General features: G+C 63.7%; 18 protein-coding genes. 7 read left to right on the forward strand and 11 right to left on the reverse strand.

The window, feature by feature from the left end; genetic code table 11:
• Positions 1–2: 2 nt before the first annotated feature.
• The 9 genes from mraY to FEZ59_RS00660 form a co-directional block, all read right to left on the reverse strand.
• A complete protein-coding gene (gene mraY / locus FEZ59_RS00620) occupies positions 3–1,085 on the reverse strand; it encodes a phospho-N-acetylmuramoyl-pentapeptide-transferase (protein WP_003941699.1) in 1,083 nt (360 codons plus the stop codon).
• On the reverse strand, positions 1,082–2,641 hold the full coding sequence (murF, locus tag FEZ59_RS00625; protein WP_021344562.1) for a UDP-N-acetylmuramoyl-tripeptide--D-alanyl-D-alanine ligase: 1,560 nt from the start codon (positions 2,639–2,641) through the stop codon (positions 1,082–1,084). Before murF ends, mraY begins: the two co-directional genes overlap by 4 nt.
• The gene (locus FEZ59_RS00630) at positions 2,638–4,272 is read right to left on the reverse strand and encodes a UDP-N-acetylmuramoyl-L-alanyl-D-glutamate--2,6-diaminopimelate ligase (protein ID WP_172932182.1); all 1,635 of its coding nucleotides are present in this window, start codon (positions 4,270–4,272) and stop codon (positions 2,638–2,640) included. The genes murF and FEZ59_RS00630 overlap by 4 nt, the downstream gene beginning before the upstream one ends.
• Before the next feature lie 151 nt (positions 4,273–4,423).
• On the reverse strand, positions 4,424–6,298 hold the full coding sequence (locus FEZ59_RS00635) for a penicillin-binding protein 2 (protein ID WP_020908076.1): 1,875 nt from the start codon (positions 6,296–6,298) through the stop codon (positions 4,424–4,426).
• Positions 6,295–6,939: a hypothetical protein gene (locus tag FEZ59_RS00640; RefSeq protein WP_021344565.1), complete on the reverse strand. Its 645-nt coding sequence runs from the start codon at positions 6,937–6,939 to the stop codon at positions 6,295–6,297. Before FEZ59_RS00640 ends, FEZ59_RS00635 begins: the two co-directional genes overlap by 4 nt.
• Positions 6,936–7,949, reverse strand: coding sequence for a 16S rRNA (cytosine(1402)-N(4))-methyltransferase RsmH (rsmH, locus tag FEZ59_RS00645; protein WP_029255554.1), 1,014 nt, complete (start codon positions 7,947–7,949; stop codon positions 6,936–6,938). The genes FEZ59_RS00640 and rsmH overlap by 4 nt, the downstream gene beginning before the upstream one ends.
• A gap of 190 nt (positions 7,950–8,139) precedes the next feature.
• Positions 8,140–8,571 (reverse strand): division/cell wall cluster transcriptional repressor MraZ, encoded by a 432-nt coding sequence (gene mraZ / locus FEZ59_RS00650; protein WP_003941779.1) that lies wholly within the window; start codon positions 8,569–8,571, stop codon positions 8,140–8,142.
• A gap of 596 nt (positions 8,572–9,167) precedes the next feature.
• Positions 9,168–9,614 carry a DUF3040 domain-containing protein gene (locus tag FEZ59_RS00655; RefSeq protein WP_019748880.1) on the reverse strand — a complete coding sequence of 149 codons (447 nt, stop codon included), beginning with the start codon at positions 9,612–9,614 and terminating at the stop codon, positions 9,168–9,170.
• 237 nt (positions 9,615–9,851) lie between these two features.
• Positions 9,852–10,403, reverse strand: a complete 552-nt coding sequence (locus tag FEZ59_RS00660) for an SAV_6107 family HEPN domain-containing protein (RefSeq protein WP_242459667.1) — start codon at positions 10,401–10,403, stop codon at positions 9,852–9,854.
• 147 nt (positions 10,404–10,550) lie between these two features.
• Here FEZ59_RS00660 and FEZ59_RS00665 point away from each other — a divergent pair, with 147 nt between their 5' ends.
• The 3 genes from FEZ59_RS00665 (at position 10,551) to FEZ59_RS00675 (ending at position 13,616) form a co-directional block, all read left to right on the forward strand.
• Positions 10,551–11,156 carry a GNAT family N-acetyltransferase gene (locus FEZ59_RS00665; protein WP_019748882.1) on the forward strand — a complete coding sequence of 202 codons (606 nt, stop codon included), beginning with the start codon at positions 10,551–10,553 and terminating at the stop codon, positions 11,154–11,156.
• Positions 11,153–12,751: an NAD(P)/FAD-dependent oxidoreductase gene (locus FEZ59_RS00670; RefSeq protein ID WP_021344572.1), complete on the forward strand. Its 1,599-nt coding sequence runs from the start codon at positions 11,153–11,155 to the stop codon at positions 12,749–12,751. The genes FEZ59_RS00665 and FEZ59_RS00670 overlap by 4 nt, the downstream gene beginning before the upstream one ends.
• A 70-nt stretch (positions 12,752–12,821) precedes the next feature.
• Entirely contained in the window at positions 12,822–13,616 is a 795-nt protein-coding gene (locus FEZ59_RS00675; protein WP_202022304.1) for a DUF3153 domain-containing protein, read from the forward strand.
• 47 nt (positions 13,617–13,663) lie between these two features.
• On the opposite strand, the gene FEZ59_RS00680 is transcribed toward FEZ59_RS00675, so the two are convergent.
• Positions 13,664–14,653: a methylenetetrahydrofolate reductase gene (locus tag FEZ59_RS00680; RefSeq protein WP_003941803.1), complete on the reverse strand. Its 990-nt coding sequence runs from the start codon at positions 14,651–14,653 to the stop codon at positions 13,664–13,666.
• 170 nt (positions 14,654–14,823) lie between these two features.
• Between FEZ59_RS00680 and FEZ59_RS00685 the strand changes: the two genes are divergently transcribed.
• The 4 genes from FEZ59_RS00685 to FEZ59_RS00700 all read left to right on the forward strand — a co-directional run bounded on the left by FEZ59_RS00685 (position 14,824) and on the right by FEZ59_RS00700 (position 20,189).
• Positions 14,824–15,963 (forward strand): polyprenyl synthetase family protein, encoded by a 1,140-nt coding sequence (locus FEZ59_RS00685; protein WP_021344573.1) that lies wholly within the window; start codon positions 14,824–14,826, stop codon positions 15,961–15,963.
• A 2-nt stretch (positions 15,964–15,965) separates the two neighbouring features.
• The gene (gene crtI, locus FEZ59_RS00690; RefSeq protein WP_172932073.1) at positions 15,966–17,558 is read left to right on the forward strand and encodes a phytoene desaturase family protein; all 1,593 of its coding nucleotides are present in this window, start codon (positions 15,966–15,968) and stop codon (positions 17,556–17,558) included.
• 98 nt (positions 17,559–17,656) lie between these two features.
• Positions 17,657–19,234 carry an alpha-(1->6)-mannopyranosyltransferase A gene (locus FEZ59_RS00695; protein WP_021344575.1) on the forward strand — a complete coding sequence of 526 codons (1,578 nt, stop codon included), beginning with the start codon at positions 17,657–17,659 and terminating at the stop codon, positions 19,232–19,234.
• Between the two features lie 10 nt (positions 19,235–19,244).
• The gene (locus FEZ59_RS00700) at positions 19,245–20,189 is read left to right on the forward strand and encodes a phytoene/squalene synthase family protein (RefSeq protein WP_021344576.1); all 945 of its coding nucleotides are present in this window, start codon (positions 19,245–19,247) and stop codon (positions 20,187–20,189) included.
• Positions 20,190–20,209: 20 nt separating this feature from the next.
• Here FEZ59_RS00700 and FEZ59_RS00705 read toward each other — a convergent pair whose 3' ends face one another.
• The gene (locus FEZ59_RS00705; protein ID WP_003941747.1) at positions 20,210–20,578 is read right to left on the reverse strand and encodes an Rv2175c family DNA-binding protein; all 369 of its coding nucleotides are present in this window, start codon (positions 20,576–20,578) and stop codon (positions 20,210–20,212) included.
• Positions 20,579–20,724: the final 146 nt, after the last annotated feature.

Here is a 20,724-nt window from a genome sequence, read left to right on the forward strand (position 1 = left end):
TTTCAGCCTCCGAGCGCTGCGAGGTATTCGCTGTAGAAGAGTGCCAATCCGATAGCCGACGCAATAGCCGCCAGCAACCAGAATCTGATGATGACCGTGGTTTCAGCCCACCCGGCGAGTTCGAAGTGGTGATGGAACGGCGCCATTCGGAAGACCCGCCGTCGGCTGGACCGGAACACCGCTACCTGGATCACCACCGACGCGGCCTCCGCGACGAACAGTGCACCGATGACCACCATCAACAGTTCCGTGCTTGTGGTGATCGACAATCCGGCGAGCATGCCGCCGAGGGCAAGAGAACCGGTGTCGCCCATGAAGATCTTGGCGGGTGCGGCATTCCACCAGAGGAAACCGATGCACGCGCCGGCGCCGGCCGCGCAGAGCACCGCGAGATCGAGCGGGTCTCGGACGTCGTAGCAACCCTTACCGGGATTCGTCTCGCACGAGTAGCGGAACTGCCAGAACGTGATGATGACGTAGGCGCCGAGAACGAAACTCATCGCTCCGGCGGCCAGTCCATCGAGGCCGTCCGTCAGGTTGACGGCATTGGACCAGGCGCTGACCAGTAGGTAGCAAAAGGCGATGAAGACCACGGAACCGAGTGAGACGGTGGCGATGTCGCGGACGTACGACAAATGAACACTGCCCGGAGTCAGCCCGTCGTCACCGCGGAACTGCAGGGCCAAGATTCCGAAGGCAATGGCAGCGACGAACTGGCCGACCAGCTTCGCGGTCTTGTTCAGTCCCAGATTGCGCTGCTTGCGGATCTTGATGAAGTCGTCGAGGAAACCGACTCCACCGAGCGCGGTGGTCAGACCGAGAACGAGTAGGCCGGACGCCGATGGCCCCTCCGCGTTGTCCATTCCGAGACCGATGAGGTGTGAGCCGAGATAGCCGGCCCAGATTCCGGTCAGGATCGCGACGCCGCCCATCGTGGGAGTGCCTCGCTTGGCCTGGTGACTGGCTGGACCTTCGGTTCGGATCTCCTGCCCGAAACCTTGTTTCGAGAACGCCTTGATCAGGATCGGCGTGAGCATGATGGAGACCGCCAGCGCGATGCCTGCGGCGAGAAGAATCTGGATCACTGCGAATCCCCGCCGTTCTCGCCATCGGTGTTCGCGTCACCGGTGTTGTCGCTGGACGTTGCGGCCAGAATCGCTTCGGCGACCGTCCACAGTTCAACCGACTTGGATGCCTTCACCAGGACGAGATCGCCCGGTTCGAGTTCCGCTTCGAGAATGGCGATTGCCGCAGCTGCGTCTGGCACGACGACGGACTCGTCACCCCACGACCCCTCCATCACCGCACCTTGATGCATCGCACGCGAGGTGCGGCCCGTTCCGACGACGATCAACTTGCTGACATCTAGTCTGACGGCCAGGCGACCGATCGCGTCATGCTCGACGACCGATTCCGGCCCGAGTTCACCCATCTCACCGAGCACAGCCCAGCTACGGCGCCCGAAGTGCCGATCCGATCGCGCCATGGACACCAACGCTTTGAGCGCAGCGCGCATGGAATCGGGATTTGCGTTGTAACTGTCGTTGACGACGGTGACGCCGTCGGCGCGCTCGGTGACTTCCATCCGCCTCGCGGACGCTGCCTTCGTGCCCTCGAGGACACGCGCGATGTCTGCAACCGCGAGGCCGTTCTCGAGTGCGACGGCCGCAGCGGCAAGAGCGTTGCTCACGTGATGTTCGCCGTGAACGGCCAGGCGAATACGCGCAGAACCCTGTGAACAGTTCAGCGTGAAGGAAGCCCGGGCCTGGTCGTCGACAACAACGTCGGTCGCCCGAACGTCGCAGTCTTCGGACTGACCGACGAATACGATCCGGGCCTTGGTTCGACTCGCCATTGCGGCGACCATGCGGTCGTCGGCGTTGAGGACCGCAACTCCACCGTCGGCTGCCGACGGGAGTGCTTCCACCAGTTCACCTTTGGCGACCGCGATCGCTTCACGCGAACCGAATTCACCGAGATGGGCGGTGCCGACATTGAGAACGACGCCGATCTTCGGCGGCGCGATCTTGGTCAGTTCGCCGACGTGACCGACCCCACGGGCCGACATCTCGAGGACCAGGAAGCGGGTCTTCTCGTCGGCGCGGAGCACAGTCCACGGCAAACCCAGTTCGTTGTTGAACGAGCCTGGTGGGGCGACCACCTCACCGCGCTCGCGAAGCAGCGCCGCAATCAGGTCCTTGGTCGAGGTCTTGCCTGCCGAACCAGTGACACCGACCAGCGTCAGCCCGCCCCCCGAAGCCGACCCCTCTGCTGCCAGTTCGTCGACCACGGCCCTGGCCAGGAGGCCGAGGGCATGCAAGACGGCAGCCCCGGATCCGTCTGTGTCATGTTCGAGCAACATCACAGCGCTCGGACCGTCGTTCGGTACCGACGGGACAACTATCGCCGGAACCCCGACCGGCCGCGCTGCTAGCACCGCCACCGCACCGGCGGCCACCGCCGCTTCCGCATGGTCGTGACCGTCGACGCGTGCGCCGGGGAGTGCGAGAAACAGTCCACCTGGACCAGCCTTGCGCGAATCGAATTCGACGGTTCCTGTCACCTGAGTCGACGGATCGTCGACGTCATGCAGGGTTCCTCCGACGATCTCGGCGATCCGAGAGAGCGTCATCGGGATCATTGCTTGCCTCCATGTGCTGTGTTGATCGCGAATCGGCCGATCATTTCGCCCAACACCTCGCGGTCGTCGAATGGGTGTTTGACCCCGTCGATTTCTTGACCCACTTCGTGGCCTTTGCCTGCCACCAGTACTACGTCGCCTGGCTGCGCCCACCGGACTGCTTGCTCGATCGCGAGCGCCCTGTCCCCCACTTCGCGAATCTCGCCGCGTTCGGATTCGGGAACGTCGATGGCGCCTTGCATAACCGAAGCGCGAATTTTCGCGGGATCCTCGGTGCGCGGGTTGTCGTCGGTGACGATCAGCAGGTCTGCGCCCCTCGCACCAGCTTCGCCCATGAGGGTGCGTTTGCCGGCGTCGCGGTCCCCGCCCGCACCGACGACCACAGCCACTCGGCCGGGAACCTGATTGCGCAGGGTGGCGATCACGGCTTCGAGTGCCGCCGGTTTGTGGGCGTAGTCGACGACTGCCAGGAAGCTCTGCCCACGGTCGATCCGCTGGACCCGTCCGGGGACATCCACCGTTCCGAGTGCTCGAACAGCAGCGTCCGGATCGAGTCCGGCCGCGAAGCTGACAGTCAGTGCCAAGGCTGCGTTGGCCACGTTGTATCGACCGGGGAGGCGAAGCGAGACGGGCCACGATTGTCCGTCCGGTCCGACCAACTCGAAGGTCTGCGAGCCGTCCTCGGCAACCTGGACGGCGCCGACCTTCCACTCGGCCTCGGCCGTCGAGGTCGAGACCGTGGTCACCGCATCGCTCTCGTCGGTCGCGGCCAGCTCAGCCATCCGTCGACCCCATACGTCGTCGACGCAGACGACGGCATGCTCGGCTCGCACCGTCGACTCGGGATCGAACAGCCGAGCCTTGGCCTGGAAGTACTCCTCGAAGTCCCGATGGAAATCCAGGTGGTCCTGCGAAAGATTGGTGAACGCGCCGATGTCGAAGCGGATGCCGTCGACGCGTCCGAGAGCGAGCGCGTGACTGGACACCTCCATGACGACGGTATCGATCCCCTGCTCTGCCATCACGGCGAACAGCGCATGGAGTTGCGGAGCTTCCGGCGTGGTCAGAGCGCTGGGCACCCGTCGGCCGTCGATCCGAGTCTCGATGGTGCCAACCAGGCCGGGCTTGCGGCCGGCTCCGGCAATCGCTGCTTCGAGCAAGTACGACGTCGTCGTCTTGCCGGATGTGCCGGTAATGCCGACGACCTGCATCTTCTCCGAGGGCCGGCCGTAGATCTCGGCCGAGATCTCACCGAGCACATCCCGCGGGTTCGGATGAACGAGAACCGGGACGGACCGGTCGGGCGCCTTGCCGGCGGCCTCGATCAATTCGAGGCCGGCCTCGTCCGTCAAGATCGCGGTCGCACCGCGCCCCAGAGCGTCGACGGCGAACTGAGCGCCGTGCGTCCTGGCACCGGGCAGAGCGGCGAAGAGGTCATCGGCCACGATTCCCTGCGCACGCAGGTCGACGCCCTTGACGACGACCTCCGACGACTGTGATCCCGGTTGCCCGACCCATTCGAGGCGAGCTCCGGACAGTTCGGAGAGCGCCGTGATCGCGGTAGCAACCGGTTGTGTCGGACGCGTCCCGGGAGCGTCGTCCGAGTTCGACGATTGCAAACGATTCGGCACTGTCACTCGACTCCTGGCAATTGTCGTTGTTCTTTGGCGGTCGCAGCGCAAGCAAAGTTCGGCGTACTGCGATGAATGAGGTTACTGCGACGTTTGAGATTACCGTGTCCGGGATTCACCCGAAGACCCTGTCGAAACCGACACACCGCAATCAGTCCGCCTGCAACACCAACTTGCGACCGGGGTCCGGCGACATCGGAACGCTGTCACGCTGCAGCATCCACGACGCGATGTTGTGGAACAACGGTGCTGCCGATTGACCGCCGCCGCCGTCCACACCGCGAACCGGTGCGTCGAGCATGATTCCGATCACGAATCGGGGGTTGTCCGCGGGCGCGATCCCCGCGAAGGTGATCCAGTAGTTGGAGTTGGAGTAGCACTTGCACGCGGGATCCACCTGCTGCGCGGTGCCGGTCTTTCCGCTGACCTGGTATCCCTCGACGCCCGCGGCAACACCGGTTCCTCGTTGGTTGCCGGTGTCTTCCTGAGTGACCGATCGGAACATGTCCCGAACCGTCGACGCTGTCTGGGCGCTGACCACCTCGACACCCTCGGGCTGCGGCGTCTCGGTCCGAGTGCCGGAAGAATCGACAGTCGACTTCACGATTCGCGGAGGAATTCGCACACCGTCGTTGGCAATGGCCTGGTACATCCCGGTCATCTGCAAGGTTGTCATCGAAAGACCCTGCCCGATCGGCAAGTTCGCGAAGGTTCCGCCGGACCACTGATCGCGACTCGGGACGCTGCCGGCGCTCTCGCCGGGAAGTCCGACGTCGGTGCGTTGTCCGAGGCCGAACCTGTTCAGCATGTCTGCGTAGCGATCCTCGCCCACTCGCTGAGCGAGCATCAAGGTGCCGACGTTCGAGGACTTTCCGAACACACCGGTAGAGGTATACGGGGCCACACCGTGATCCCACGCATCCTTGACTGTGGCACCGGACATCGTGATGCTGCCCGGGACTTGCAGAACTTCGTCCGGAGTTGTCTTACCGTCCTCGATGGCCGCTGCTGCGGTGACGATCTTGTTCACCGATCCGGGCTCGAACGGCGTACTGACCGACGGATTGCCCATTTCGGCTGTCGGCGCGTTCTTGTCGATGCCGATCGCGGGGTTGAAGGTGCTGTCGTTGGACATGGCCAACACCTGTCCCGTCTTGGAGTCCATGACCACAACCGAAGCGTTCTTTGCGCCCGACTTGTCCTTGGCGATCTGGACCTGCTGCTGAACGTAGAACTGGAGGTCCGAATCGATGGTCAGCTCGACGCCCGAACCGTTGACGGCCGGTTGCTTGTCACGCCAGCTACCAGGGATCACAGCGCCGTCGGAACCGCGGTCGTACGTTTCGGATCCATCGGTTCCGGCGAGCGTGGAGTCCATCGAATCTTCGAGGCCGAGCAAACCGTGCCCGTCCCAGCCGGTCGCGCCGACGAGATTCGCCGCCAGAGAGCCACCGGGGTACTCGCGGATGTCCTGTCGCTCGAGGCCGACCTCCCGGAACTTGTCCGAGATCTCGGCAGCAACCGCCGGATCCACGCTGCGGGCGAGGTACGTGAAAGTCTCGTTGCTGTTCATCTTCTGAAGCAGATCTTTTTCCGGAACGGTATCGCCGAGCTTGGCGTGGATTCCGGCGGCGATCTCGGCGAGGCGATCGCTGACTTCCGGCGCCTGCTTGTCACCCTCGGCGCCCTGCTCGATGCTCTTGGCGCGCGCTTCCTCGAGTTCCTTGCGTACTCGCACCGGCTGAAAAGTCAGCGCCTTGGCTTCCATGGTGAACGCGAGGGGGTTTCCGTTGCGATCGGTTATCGAGCCGCGTACGGCCGGATCGACCTGCGTCGTGGTTCGTTGATTCGCAGATTCCGCAGCCAGGCTCGGCGCATCGATTCCCTGAATCCACAAGAGCTGCAATGCCGCAACGGCGAGCGCACCACACATGGTGATACGACCGACTCGCTGACGAAACGGAAATGAGGCAGTGGCCGAGCGGCGCGGACGCCGACCGGGGTTGTTACGGGAGTTCTGACTCACCGACGTTCCTCAGGCGGAGCAGGCACCGCCGTCGTGGTGGCGGGTGCTGTCGTCGTGGGGATCACAGGAACCAATTGTTCACTCTGCGCGAGGTTTCGCGTGTTATTCGGAACGCTCGGCGTGGCTCCAGGAACAACCGGCGTTGTGGTGCGCGGCGGTGTCGCGGTCGGTGCGGGCACCGATGTGGGCGCATCGAGCGGCGGCATCGCGCCGGCAGTCGCGGGAGTCGGCGTTCCGACGACCTCGACCGAACCATCCGGATGAACTACCAGACGTGCAGGGTCCTTGGCGGGGACCATGCCGAGAGCGCTTGCCTGATTTGCCAACTCCGGAGCCGAGTTACGCGACTGGAAGTCACGTTCGAGCGCTGCTTTCTGCTCGACCAAAGACTGGTTGTATGCACGTGCATCACTGAGTTGGTACGAATCCTCGGCAGCGCGAGTGGTCAGCAGCAGAGTCACCGCGAGACCGATGGACAGAAGTCCGATAACGGAGGCCACGAACGGTACCCGCCCCCTGAGCATCGCCCGAGGAGAGATCGACGGGCCGACAGCAGCGGCAGTTCCGGTCCGGCCTGCCGCCCGTGCGGTGCGCTTGTCGTATGCGCGTTGCGCTGCACCGGATTTGCCCTGACGACTCATGCCCGCCTCCTGGAAATGCGTTCTGCGGCACGCAAACGCACCGGAGCTGATCGTGGGTTCTCTTCGATTTCCTGCTCAGACGCACGTTCTGCGCCACGGGTGAGGATGCGGAACTCCGGCCCCATACCCGGCAACTCGACCGGTAGACCTTCGGGACTGGTGGACTTCGAGCGGGGAACCAACTCCGCCTTCACAACTCGATCCTCGAGCGACTGGTAGGACATGAACACCACTCGCCCACCGACTGCCAGTGCATCGAGCCCGGCAGGAACGGCCGCACGAAGCGAATCCAACTCGGCATTGACTTCGATCCGCAGCGCTTGGAAGGTGCGCTTGGCCGGGTGTCCACCCGTACGCCGCGTGGCCGCCGGGATTGTTCGGTACAGCAACTCGACCAGAGCTGCACTGGTGGTGAATGGTTCACGCTCACGCTGCCGAAGGATCTCGGACGCAATCTTTCCGGCGAACCGCTCTTCGCCGTACGTGCTCAGAATGCGAGCAAGGTCGCCGTGACTGTAGGTGTTCAGGACCTCTGCCGCGGTCAGCCCGACCGTCTGATCCATCCGCATGTCGAGAGGGGCGTCGATCGAGTACGCAAAACCTCGGTCGGCTTCGTCCAACTGCATCGACGACACACCCAGATCGAAGAGGATCGCGTGAACCGACTCCGTCGACGGCAGACCTGCCTGTTCGAGCGCGTCTTCGATCCCGTCATACGTGGTGTGCACGAACGTGGTTCGGCCCGCGAATGGCGCCAGACGCTCGGAAGCGATGCGGAGTGCGTTGGTGTCGCGATCGAGACCGATGAGGTGCAGGCCCGGGTACTTGCCGAGGAAGAATTCGGAGTGGCCACCGAGCCCCAACGTCGCATCGATCATGTATGCGCCTTCGCCACCGTCACCGACGGCGGTGATGGCAGGGCCGAGAAGATCGTCGGCACGATGCAGAAGTACGGGGACGTGCGCGAAGCCATCGGCATCCGAGGGTTCGTTCACCTCGTGATCCACCATGATTGCTCCGGCTCCTACTTTCATGATTTCCGATGACTTTTCGAAAAGGTGCTGACTTTCCGAGAAGGCGATGACTGTTCGAGAAGGCGAATGCTTCGAGGTCCCTGCCCGAAGGAGAACCTGGCGCTGGGGAAGTGCGTCAGGGTCTTTCCGGGCAGAGGCCTCGCGGCATTCGCCGGGGGCTCTTCGCCTAGACGATCTCGCTGAGAGATTCGCCTGTTGCCTGCGAATAGTCCTCTTCGTTGTCTCCGAGATACCTCTCCCAGGCTGCTAGATCCCAGATCTCGAGGTAATCGACGGAGCCGGTCACTACGCATTCCTTGGACAGGTTTGCGTAACGCCGATGATCAGCCGAGAGGGTGATTCGCCCCTGGGCATCGGCGTGCTGTTCATCTGTACCGGCGGCCAGGGCACGTACATACGCCCGAGCTGCCGGATCATTGCGTGGAGCTGCCGCTGCCTTTCGAGCAAGCTTGACGAACTCGTCCCGGGGGTAGATGGCGAGGCTGTGATCTTGACTCTTGGTGATCATCAATCCTCCTGCCAGTTCGTCTCGGAACTTTGCCGGCAACGTGAGCCGACCTTTGTCGTCGAGCTTCGGCGTGAAGGTACCGAGGAACACTCGACACCTCCTGCGAGCTTGCGCTGAAACCCTCCCTATCGAGCGGATCGTGCTTCAGCTCTCCGCCCGAACCCACAGTACCCCACTTTCCCCCACAAACAAGGAGCACATGGTCCCTATTCAGCATCATTTGCTGATAAATAGCAGGTCAGCGCAGGTGGGGATACGTGGGGGAAATTTGCAACCGTGTCCCGGCCCACACCGCCGTCATATCGACCCTTCACGCCACGATTTGTCGCTCCCCCAAGCAAAATCGCAGTACAAGCGCGGTTTTCGAATAGACGTGAGCGGGACGAGGTCTGGTCGTGCGTTGCAGTTCGACCAGGGTGGAGGAAAGTGGAGGGCCGAGTGGAGCGAAGTGGAGGAAGCCCGCGGGCTTGCCTGGGGGCGACCGTGGGTGGCGAGTGATTCGCTCGCGCGTCACTGATTCACTTCGATGGATTGCCGGCACACATGTACAACACCCACACCAACGACGTGTGGCGGTCGGCAACCTTGGTTGCCGACCGCCACACGTGTGGTCGTCCGTGCCCTACAGAGGGCGTCATGTCCGAACTGCACCACTCTCGAAGTACGCCCGAAGAAGGGCGGGAGAGCTAGTCCTGCTCGAACCTGCGTTTGAATCGATCTTCCATCCGCGACGAGAATCCGCCGCCGGACTTGCGGCCGCGTCCCCGCCCGGATCCACCGGCACTACCCCTACCCGGCGGACCGGAGGGATGATTGCCACCTTCGGAAGCGGGTTCGGCTGCTGCTGCGGACTTGCGTCCACCACCCCAGAGGAACAAGACCCCTGCGCCGAACATGAACAAGAAACCGAACAGGCTGATGATCGGAAAACCGCCCGGCTTGAGCGGGAGGGCAACCCCCGCGATCAGCAGGACCAGACCCAGCACGAATAGAGCCGCTGCTTGGAACCGCCGTCTACTCGACGGCGCCCGCATACGGCCGCCCCTCACATTGGAGGCGAACTTGGGGTCTTCGGCATAGAGAGCGCTCTCGATCTGGTCGAGCATGCGCTGCTCGTGCTCGGAGAGTGGCACGGTACCTCCCCCGGCACTGGAAGTTTGGCAACCACCCCACGGTGTGGGGCGGCGGGTAATCAAGTTGGACGATTACCTGTTTTCATAATACGAGCAGTTTAGGTCTCGGACCACCAACTCCGGGTACGAGTTCCGCCACAAGCGTACGTATTCGTGCCGAAGGGCCCCGATTCGGCTCCATTTGCCTGTGCGGACCAGGAAATTCCCCGGAAACAACTGCCAACACGGACCATTTGTTCACGACGCTCGCAAATGCTCGGACGCGTCCTGACCGATGAAATCTTCGACCGCCGTGAGAAAACGACCGACCTCGGCGAAGAATGCATCGGAATCGGAGTCCGTGATCACGATCGACACACCGGTTTCCACGGCCGCACGCGCAGCGGACCACCCCGCGAAGAACTTCGACCACGCTCCGAACGCGGGCGCTGCGGCGTCCATCAGAACCCACGCGTTTCCGCTTCGCTTGCGCTTCGATCCGGCACCGGCAGGAGCTGCGGCCAACACTGCCCCGGCACCACGTAGTGCTGCCAGATAGGCACACCGGAACCGGTCGGCAGGATCGCCCGCCCCAATCGCTTCCTCGAGAAGCGCATCCGCCTTCCGGAGGAGCCCCCACGCCACACCGGACTTTCCCACTTGCGCAGTGCGGTGGCTGGCGTCCGTCGCACCGAAGGACCGCCTCGCCGATATCGGCAATCGCGAGATTGCGACATCCGACGGGCTCGACAACTCGGCCGGAAGAGTTCGTTGGCACTTCACACGATCAGGCTTTACATGCTCGGACATCGGGGCACCTCCTGCACCGTAAGGATCCAAGGCCAGGTGGGCCGGAGATGCCCGCTTCCCTTCGGGCATCTCCGGATCACCCACATCGAACATCTGTTCGACCTATTCAATATAACTGCACCCACCGACACGCCGTCAAGAGAAGAGGTGAGACCGGTCGACCCGCAGATCGCCTGGACACCACATACGGTCGACCTCGATCGTGAAGAATTCGCGAGTCGACTCCACGAGGCACTGGCCGTGTACGTCACTGCGATGGACTATCCGCGAGGAACCGAGTTCCATCGCGCACCGATGTGGCAGGAGCACGCGAACCGGCCTGGCTGGAAAGCCGTCGGCGCATTGGCGGTTCCCCAGCAACCGTCACACGAAAATCTGCCGCTGGTGGGGATCGCTTACGGGTATCGCGGGAGCCCGGACCAGTGGTGGCATCAACAGGTACTGCACGGGCTTCGGCGCTCGGGTCGCCCTCAGAGCGAGATCGACGCGATTCTGAGCGACTACTTCGAACTCACCGAACTCCACGTGCATCCGAACGGTCAAGGTCACCGATTGGGCGAATCGCTCTTGCGCCACCTCCTCGTCGATCGAACCGAACGCAGCGTTCTGTTGTCGACACCTGAGGTGTTCGACGAGGACAACCGAGCCTGGCGGCTGTACCGCCGCCTCGGCTTTTGCGACGTGCTCCGCAGATTTCGTTTTGCCGGCGACAACCGGCCATTTGCGGTCCTCGGCCGTGGACTGCCGCTGTGAGCGCATTTCTCGACGCCGTCGTCGTCGGTTCCGGACACAACGCGCTCGTTTCGGCCGCGTATCTCGCACGTGAGGGTTGGTCGGTCGAGGTTCTCGAGAAGGACACGGTTCTCGGCGGTGCCGTCTCGACAGTCGAGCGATTTCCCGGATACAAGGTGGACCGGGGGTCGTCTGCGCACCTCATGATCCGACACAGTGGCATCATCGAGGAACTCGGACTCGGCGCGCACGGCCTTCGCTACATCGACTGTGACCCGTGGGCGTTCGCTCCGCCCGCCCCTGTCACCGACGGGCCGGGCATCGTGTTTCATCGCGACCTCGATGCAACCTGCCAGTCCATCGAACGAGCTTGCGGGACAAAGGACGCCGACGCGTACCGGCGGTTCGTCGCGGTCTGGTCGGAGCGCAGCCGACACGTGATGAAGGCATTTTCCACACCGCCTACCGGATCGAACCTGATCGGTGCGTTCGGAGGACTGGCCACAGCGCGCGGCAACAGCGAACTGTCGCGGCAGTTCCTCGCGCCGGGCGACGCACTGCTGGACGAGTATTTCGACAGTGAGGCACTCAAGGCAGCGTTGGCGTGGTTCGGCGCCCAGTCCGGGCCTCCGATGTCGGAACCGGGAACCGCTCCGATGGTCGGCTTCGCGGCCCTCATGCACGTCCTGCCGCCCGGGCGAGCAGTCGGAGGGAGCGGCGCACTGAGTGCTGCGTTGGCATCCCGGATGGCTGTCGACGGCGCCACCGTCGCGCTCGGTGACGGCGTGACGTCGACCCGCCGGAACTCGAATCACTGGACCGTCACAACCGAGAGCGGTCGAGAAGTTCACGCTCGCAAGGTAATCGCGGGTTGCCACATCCTCACGACACTCGATCTCCTGGGCAACGGAGGCTTCGACCGAACCACGCTCGATCACTGGCGGCGGAAGATCAGGGTCGGCCCCGGCATCGGCGCTGTATTGCGACTGGCGACATCTGCGCTCCCTTCCTACCGCGGCGACGCCACGACACGGGAAAGTACCTCGGGATTGCAATTACTCGTTTCCGATCGCGCCCACTTGCGCACTGCACACGGCGCAGCACTGGCAGGGGAACTGCCTCCTCGCCCTGCGGTTCTCGGAATGAGTTTCAGCGGAATCGATCCCACGATCGCCCCGGCCGGGCGGCATCAGGTGACACTGTGGTCGCAGTGGCAGCCGTATCGTCTCAGCGGACATCGCGATTGGGCGTCGGTCGCCGAGGCCGAGGCCGACCGGATCGTCGGCGAGATGGAGGCTTTTGCACCCGGATTCGCCGATTCCGTCCTCGACCGCTTCATTCAGACTCCCCGCGACATCGAGTCGGAATTGGGGATGATCGGCGGAAATGTCATGCACGTCGAGATGTCACTCGATCAGATGATGTTGTGGCGACCGCTTCCGGAACTGTCCGGCCATCGCGTTCCGGGAGCAGACGGGTTGTATCTGACCGGAGCATCGACGCATCCCGGTGGTGGTGTGTCCGGAGCCAGTGGTCGCAGTGCCGCTCGAATCGCACTGTCCGACAGCCGCCGGGGTAAAGCGAGTCAGTGGCTGCGTCGTTCGAGCAGGTCGTGAAGGTCACCCGCCGAACTTCACCCGCCGACACGCCCCCGCCTCGATGACTGGCTACGCCACGGCTGGCACGATGACCACTGTGCAACAGTCCACCGATCCCGCCGCCAAGCCGACCAGTCGGAAACGCTTCCTGACGGTTGCCGCGCTCGCCCTCATGCTTGTTCCCTTGCTTGCCGGGTGCATCCGCGTGCAGGTGTCGATGGGAGTGTCCGCGAACGATCGTGTGACCGGACAGGTGGTAGCTGCCGCTATTCCGGCGAACGAGGCGGACAAGGGTCCGCAGCTGACCCCGCCTTCCTCGCTGGAGGACAAGATACGGGTTCAGGAATACAAGAAGGACGGATACGTCGGCAGCCAGGCGTTCTTCAGCGACTTGTCCTTCGGTGACGTCGCCCAATTGGGCTCGATGTATGCCGAGGGATCCGGGTCGTTCCAGATCACCCTCAAGCGATCCGGGGACACCGTCACGCTCGACGGCAAGGCAGACCTGAAGACGGTTCCGACTCAGGGCGCCGACGTCCAGGTCAGCATCGCCTTCCCGGCACGGGTCGGCACGACCAACGGAACACGAGACGGCGATTCCCGGGTGTCGTGGACTTTGCCCGCCGGCGAGGTGTCGACAATGCGCGCCGAGGTCAACTACGCGGACCCCAGCACCCGAAGCTTCGCCGGGTGGGCAGGAATCATGGCCGGACTGGCGCTCGGTGTCGCGATTATCGTCGGTGCAATGGCCTGGATGGCGCGCAATCGAGCACCGATCAAGCGCGCGCCCGCCGCGAAAGCACCGGCCATGAAGACGCCTGTCACGAAATCACCTGTCAGCAAGCAAGCTGACAACAGGAATCCGAAAAACACCACGAAGTAGCGCCTGGCGGTTGCCCCCTCGATTGGTGTCGAGCGGGGCAACCGGGATCAGACGGCTTGTGCTGTCCCGACAGAGGTGTCGGGGGTGAGACCGAGTCGCTCGAGGACCTCACTGGTGGCGCGCGCGAAGTTCAACGTGATGAAGTGCAGGCACGGAGCGCCTTCGGCGATCAACCGCTCTCCCATCTCGGTGGCCAGATCGATGCCGAGTTCGCGGACCGCTGCACGGTTCTCGTCCGGACCGCTTCCGGCCGCGGCGTCGAATCGGCGTTCGAGGGCGGGAGGCAACGACGAGCCCGAGAGCTCGAGCATGCGCCTCACCGAGCGCAGCGACGTCACCGGCATGATCTCCGGGATGATCGGCTTGGCGCCCTGTTCTGCGTCGTATGCACTCACCCGGTCACGGAGACGCAGGTAGTCCTCCACGTCGAAAAACATCTGCGTGATCGAGTACTCGGCGCCGGCACGCAACTTCGACACCAGGTACTTCGTGTCGTACGCCAAGTCCGGAGCGCGGTAATGCCCCTCGGGGAACGACGCGACGCCGACGTGGAAGTCGCCCAGGTCACGGACCATCCGCACGAGTTCCTCGGCGTACTCGACGCCTTCGGGATGCTTCTTCCACTCGCCGAGAGGATCGCCGGGCGGATCGCCGCGCAACACGAGGATGTTGCTGATCCCACGATCGGCGTACGCACCGACCATGGCGCGAAGTTCTTCGGTGCTGTGCGAGACGGCAGTCAGGTGAGCAACCGGCAGCAGGGTCGTCTCCTCGGCCAGTTCGCCGGTGACGCGCACCGTACGATCGCGCGTCGAGCCACCTGCGCCGTAAGTCATCGAGACGAACGCCGGTCCGAGCCGCTCGAAGGTACGCACCGCACGCCACAGGCGCGCTTCGGCGTCAGCGTCGCGCGGCGGCGAAAACTCGACCGAGAACGGAATACGGCTACCTGTCGAGGAAGCGATCCGATCGACGATCGACGGTGTTCGGGTGGCCCACCCCTCGCTGGAGCGGCCCCTGACTGGATCGAATGTCACCGGTCAAGCATATGTTTTCCAGCTGCAAACAAGCTCATCGCCCAGGACCGCGTATCCCGAATGTCAGGATCACGCAGTTCACGGCCCGAACCCCCGTTGATTCCAACCCCCACTAAGCTGGGCCTCAAGCTCGCTTCCGTGTAACCCTCCGGCGCGAGAACATACCGATCTTGGAGGCCACCCTGTCCGCAGGAACCGCGCGCGTTGGACAGAGTTCGACCAACACCGCACCGCATCCGACCTCACTCGAATTGCCAGGCATGTTCGAAGGAGCGCTCCGCGACTTCTTCGATTCACGCCGCGAACTCGTCTCGAACATCGGCGGTGGATACGAGAAAGCCGTCAGCACCCTCGAAGCCTTCGTCCTGCGCGGAGGAAAGCGCGTCCGGCCCTCGTTCGCCTGGACGGGATGGCTCGGCGCCGGAGGCGACCCGAACGGGAGCGACGCGGAGGCGGTGATTCGTGCATGCGCGGCCCTCGAACTGGTGCAGGCCTGCGCGCTCGTCCACGACGACATCATCGACGCATCAACGACCAGGCGCGGCTTCCCGACCGTTCACGTCGAATTCGAGGACCAGCACCGAGGCGAGGAGTGGAGCGGCGACTCCGCGCACTTCGGCGAGGCCGTCGCCATTCTTCTCGGCGACCTGGCCTTGGCCTGGGCTGACGACATGATCCGAGAATCCGGGATCAGCCCCGACGCGGCCGCACGAGTGAGCCCGGTCTGGTCGGCAATGCGCACCGAGGTGCTCGGTGGCCAATTCCTCGACATCAGCAACGAAGCCCGCGGAGACGAGACCGTCGAGGCAGCCATGCGGGTCAACCGTTACAAAACCGCCGCGTACACGATCGAACGCCCACTGCACCTCGGCGCCGCATTGTTCGGTGCAGACGCCGAGTTGATCGATGCCTACCGGACGTTCGGCACCGACATCGGGATTGCCTTCCAACTTCGCGACGACCTGCTCGGTGTCTTCGGAGATCCGTCCGTCACGGGCAAACCGTCGGGCGACGATCTCATCGCCGGTAAGCGGACTGTCCTGTTCGCGATGGCGCTTGCCCGCGCCGACGCCGCAGATCCGGCGGCAGCAGAACTGCTCCGCAACGGAATCGGCACCCAGTTGACCGACAACGAAGTCGACACTCTGCGTCAGGTGATCACCGATCTTGGCGCCGTCACCGACGTCGAAACGCAGATCGACACCCTCGTCGAGGCAGCTGCGAACGCCCTCGACTCGAGCACGGCAACGGCAGAGTCCAAGGCTCGCCTGACCGATATGGCGATCGCGGCCACGAAGCGAAGCTACTGACCGTGGCAGACGTGCACCGCACTCGAACCGTCAGCTCGCCGACCGATCGAGTCGTGATCGTCGGCGCGGGACTTGCCGGACTGTCTGCGGGGTTGTATCTGCGTGGCGCCGGCCGCGACGTCACGATCCTCGAGAGCAACGGCTCGGTCGGCGGGCGAGTCGGTGTCTACCAGGGCAGTGACTACAGCATCGACAACGGCGCAACGGTGCTCACGATGCCCGAACTCGTCGAAGACGCTCTTGCGGCCGTCGGCGCCGACCCCGACTCGACAAACCCCAAATTCGTTGTGCACAAGCTCGATCCGACGTACCACGCGCGATTCGCAGACGGCACCTCTCTCGATGTTCACGCCGACCCCGAAGACATGGCTGCCGAAGTCTCTCGTGTCTGCGGGCCGGAAGAAGCGCAGCGATACCGTGCGTTGCGGCGATGGCTGAACCGCATCTTCGACGCGGAATTCGACCGCTTCATGGACGCCGACTTCGATTCTCCCCTCGGACTGGTCAATTCGCGTGAAGCAGTCAAGGATCTGAGCCGACTCGTCGCACTGGGAGGATTCGGGAAACTGGGCGGGCAGGTGGATCGCAAGATCCGCGACCCTCGCCTCCGGCGGATCTTCACTTTCCAAGCGCTGTATGCGGGAGTTGCTCCGTCTCGAGCCCTCGCGGTGTACGGGGCGATCGCTCACATGGACACCTCACTGGGCGTCTACTTTCCCGAGGGCGGGATGCGCACGATCGCCGAGTCGATGGCCGACGCTTTCACCGAGGCCGGCGGAATTCTGCATCTCGGCCGCACGGTCGAACGACTCGAGGTGAGCGACCGTCGCGTGCGTGCCGTACACACACGCGACGGTGAGAGCTACGACTGTGATGTCGCAGTCCTCACCCCCGACATGGCCGTCACGGACTCCCTCTTGCGCCCGCATACGCGATTGCGCCCGCGACCGGTGCGTACATCGCCGTCCGCGGTCGTGATTCACGGCACTGTTTCTTCAGCCGTCGCCGACGGATGGCCCGCGCAGCGACACCACATGATCGACTTCGGCGAGGCGTGGAAGCGCACCTTCGCCGAGATCACGGCACGCCGCGGCCGCGGGCAATTGATGAGTGATCCGTCACTGCTCGTCACCCGACCGGCGCAGACCGACCCGAGCCTGGCCTTCTCGCGAGACGGCCGGATCCGTGAACCGCTGTCAGTCCTCGCGCCGTGCCCGAATCTGGACAGTGCGCCGCTCGACTGGGCAGTTCTCGGCCCGGCCTACGTGCGTGAAATCATCCTCACGCTGCAAGAACGTGGCTATACGGGACTGGTCGAGGGGTTCGATATCGATCACGTCGACACCCCGCAGACCTGGCTCGAGAAGGGCATGGCCGCGGGTAGCCCGTTCGCGGCGGCACACACCTTCACCCAGACGGGGCCGTTCCGACGCAAGAACCTCGCCCGCGGCTTCGACAACGTCGTTCTCGCCGGATCGGGAACCGTTCCGGGGGTGGGAGTACCGACCGTTCTGCTGTCCGGCCGGCTCGCCGCCGAACGTATTACCGGTACACGCGAGCGAGCCAGCGCGGTGGGCACTCGTGCGAGCAACTAAACTAGCCCCTCGTAACCGACCATTCATCCACGATTCACCGACTCGGGCGCTGCATGCGCCGATCGACACCGATCTCCTCGGGGGAGGAACCTGCACCGATGACGTCCTCTGCCGCAGCCACTGAAAGACCGTGGCACCTAAGGGCCGCCAATTTCCTTCGGACTCCCGAAGGTCACAGTGCACTGCTCGGTTTCTTCGGCGCAGTCATGATCACGTTCGGCGGATTCGGTGCCGGTAGCGTCCGGCGCCAAGATCCGCTGCTCGAGTCGATGCATCTGTCCTGGCTCCGTTTCGGACACGGATCGATTCTGTCGGCGGCCATCGTCTGGATCGGTGTCCTGTGCATGATCGCTGCCTGGGTTCGACTGGGCCGCTCGACTCTGCGCGGTGACGTCTCGTTGCGCGGCCTGCGCTACGTCGTCCCGGTCTGGACGTTTCCGCTGCTGTTCGCGGTGCCCATGTTCAGCCGTGACGCCTACTCCTATCTGGCACAGGGCGCCTTGTTACGCAACGGCTTCGACCCGTATGCCGTCGGCCCCGTCGTCAATCCGGGAATCCTGCTCGACAACGTCTCCAACGTGTGGACGACGACAACTACCCCGTACGGCCCGGTTCACCTTCTCCTTGCCGACGCCATCGTTCGGCTGACCGGCGAGAACGTCATCGCCGGCACGATGCTGTTGCGGATCACGATGCTGCCCGGACTCGCCCTGATGATGTGGGCCGTTCCCCATCTCGCGACGAAGCTCGGCGGAAACACCTCGATCGCCCTGTGGCTCGCAGTACTCAATCCCCTCGTCCTGATCCACCTGATCGGCGGCGTTCACAACGAGATGCTCATGGTCGGCCTCATGGCCGCGGGCATTGCGCTCGCTCTCGAACGCAAGCACCTGTTCGGAATCGGGCTGATCGCACTCGCCGTCGCGATCAAGGCAACCGCGGGCGTCGCACTTCCCTTCATCGTCTGGATCTGGATGATCCACGAACGGGAGGACGCGGCCGCGGCCGGGCGAGAACCGGCGTCACCGATCCGATCGTTCGTCAAAACGGCCGGTGCTGGTTTTGCGGTATTCGTGGCGGTACTCGGATCCACCTCACTGATCGCCGGAGTCGGCCTCGGCTGGACGACCGCACTCTCGGGTTCGGCAAAGATCATCAACTGGCTCTCGCTGCCCACGATCGTGGCGCACATCGGAACCATGGCCACCTCCTGGTTCGCCGGTGACCATTTCAACGACATCCTCGAAGTCTCCCGGACCATCTCGGCGGTTGTGTTGATCGCGATCATCGCCGTCGTGTGGTGGCGCTACCGCAAGACCGAGCGCGACGCCGTCATGGGCATCGTGATCGTGATGGTCGCCATCGTCGTTCTGTCCCCCGCAGCACTCCCCTGGTACTACTCCTGGCCGCTGGCAGTAGCGGCCGGTTTCGCAATGTCGCCGACGACTCTCGCCTTACTGACCGGGCTGTCCACCTGGCTGATGCTGGTGTTCCAGCCCGACGGATCGATCGGCCTCTACACCTTCCCGCATGTGGCTCTGGCCATCGTCGCTGCCGTGATCGCGGCTATGTCCTTGCAGACGGAAGATCCACTCAGACTTCGTGGACGCAAACACGAGAAACCGATCGAAATGACGTCAGCCGCCTCGGCGCCCTCGACGTCAGAATCTGCGTGATCCGCGTGTCATGAACGCATTGTCTGCGTCCTATGAATTCTGCGAGGACGTGACGAGGGAACACGGCCGAACGTACTTTCTGGCCACTCGGTTGCTGCCCGAGCCTCGACGCCGCGCAGTTCACGCTCTCTACGCATTTGCTCGCGTCGTCGACGACGTCGTGGACGAACCCTCGGGTCCGCATGAACGAGGCACGGTGCTTGCCGACGTCGAACGTGCAGCCGTCACCGCACTCGACAACCCCACTGCGACAGGTGGCTTCCCGTCGACGGTTCCCCTCGACCTGACACGCGTACTCCCTGCCTTCGCCGATGCTGTGAAGACGTTCGACATTCCGCGTGCATACTTCGACGCCTTCTTCGAGTCCATGCGGATGGACGCCCCCGACACGGCGAAGTTTCGACCCGTCTACAACACGATGGACGAACTCAGCGAGTACATGTACGGCTCCGCCGTCGTCATCGGTTTGCAGATGCTCCCGATTCTCGGAGTGAGCGTTCCGCAGCAGGAAGCTGTAGTGCCCGCGTCGAATCTCGGTGAGGCGTTTCAGCTGACCAACTTCATCCGCGACGTCGGTGAAGACCTCGACCGGGGACGTCTGTATCTCCCGGCGGGCGAGTTCGCCGCATTCGGGGTCGACATCGAGATGCTCGAGCACGGGCGCAGAACCGGAACGGTGGACGTTCGGGTCAAGCGCGCGCTGGCACACTTCATTGCCGTGACGCGGGGGCGGTATCGGTCTGCCGAATCCGGCATCCCGATGCTCGATCGGCGGGTCCAGCCGTCGATCCACACGGCTTTCGTGTTGTACGGAGCAATTCTCGACCAGGTCGAGCGCGCCGACTTCCGGATACTGCATCGACGAGTGTCCGTTCCCGGACGCACGCGACTTCGAGTCGCTGCGCCGGGTCTGGTCCGGTCGGCAACCTACGCGGCGAAAAACCGCATGAGGTGAGTTGTCAGAAGGCCGGCATCTCAGAAAGCCATGGCCTGTGCGCGGCGGATGACCTCACGCGCGAGATCACCATGCAGTGCGTCCACCGGGCGCCCCGGCAGGGAATCGTCAGCCAGGAACAACCAGCGGAGGATTTCGACATCGGTGTAGCCGCCGTCGTGCAGCACCGCCAGCAGACCGGGCAACCACTTGACGATCTGGCCGTCCTCGCCGAAGAACACTTCGGGGACACCGAGAACGCCATGCCGCTTGACTGCGATGATCTTGTGATCGCGAAGCAACTGGTGAACCTTGCTCACCGGCAACCCGACGTTCTTCGCCACATCCACCAGCTGGAACAGGGAAACCGAAGAATCCAGGACATCATCACAATAAGGAATCGCGCTCACCGCGAGAAGTTTATCCGGTCCGGCGAGCCCGCTGTGTACCGCCCGGTGCAGTGCTCGAAACCGCCGCTCCGCTTGGGTCACAGCGCTCTGTGACGTTCTCGAGACTTCCGCGTCGGTATCGCTGGCTACGATGGACGGGATGCGGC

The organism is Rhodococcus sp. MS13 (assembly GCF_013277835.1).
In the GTDB taxonomy this organism is placed as follows: domain Bacteria; phylum Actinomycetota; class Actinomycetes; order Mycobacteriales; family Mycobacteriaceae; genus Rhodococcus_F; species Rhodococcus_F erythropolis.

What these genes read in the sequence shown, in the direction of transcription:
- murF (WP_021344562.1), bottom strand. Translation starts at nt 2,641, where the DNA reads ATGATCCCGATGACGCTCTCTCGGATCGCCGAGATCGTCGGAGGAACC.
- FEZ59_RS00640 (WP_021344565.1), bottom strand. Translation starts at nt 6,939, where the DNA reads ATGAGTCGTCAGGGCAAATCCGGTGCAGCGCAACGCGCATACGACAAG.
- rsmH (WP_029255554.1), bottom strand. Translation starts at nt 7,949, where the DNA reads ATGGTGGATCACGAGGTGAACGAACCCTCGGATGCCGATGGCTTCGCG.
- FEZ59_RS00660 (WP_242459667.1), bottom strand. Translation starts at nt 10,403, where the DNA reads ATGTCCGAGCATGTAAAGCCTGATCGTGTGAAGTGCCAACGAACTCTT.
- FEZ59_RS00675 (WP_202022304.1), top strand. Translation starts at nt 12,822, where the DNA reads ATGACCACTGTGCAACAGTCCACCGATCCCGCCGCCAAGCCGACCAGT.
- FEZ59_RS00695 (WP_021344575.1), top strand. Translation starts at nt 17,657, where the DNA reads ATGACGTCCTCTGCCGCAGCCACTGAAAGACCGTGGCACCTAAGGGCC.
- FEZ59_RS00700 (WP_021344576.1), top strand. Translation starts at nt 19,245, where the DNA reads ATGAACGCATTGTCTGCGTCCTATGAATTCTGCGAGGACGTGACGAGG.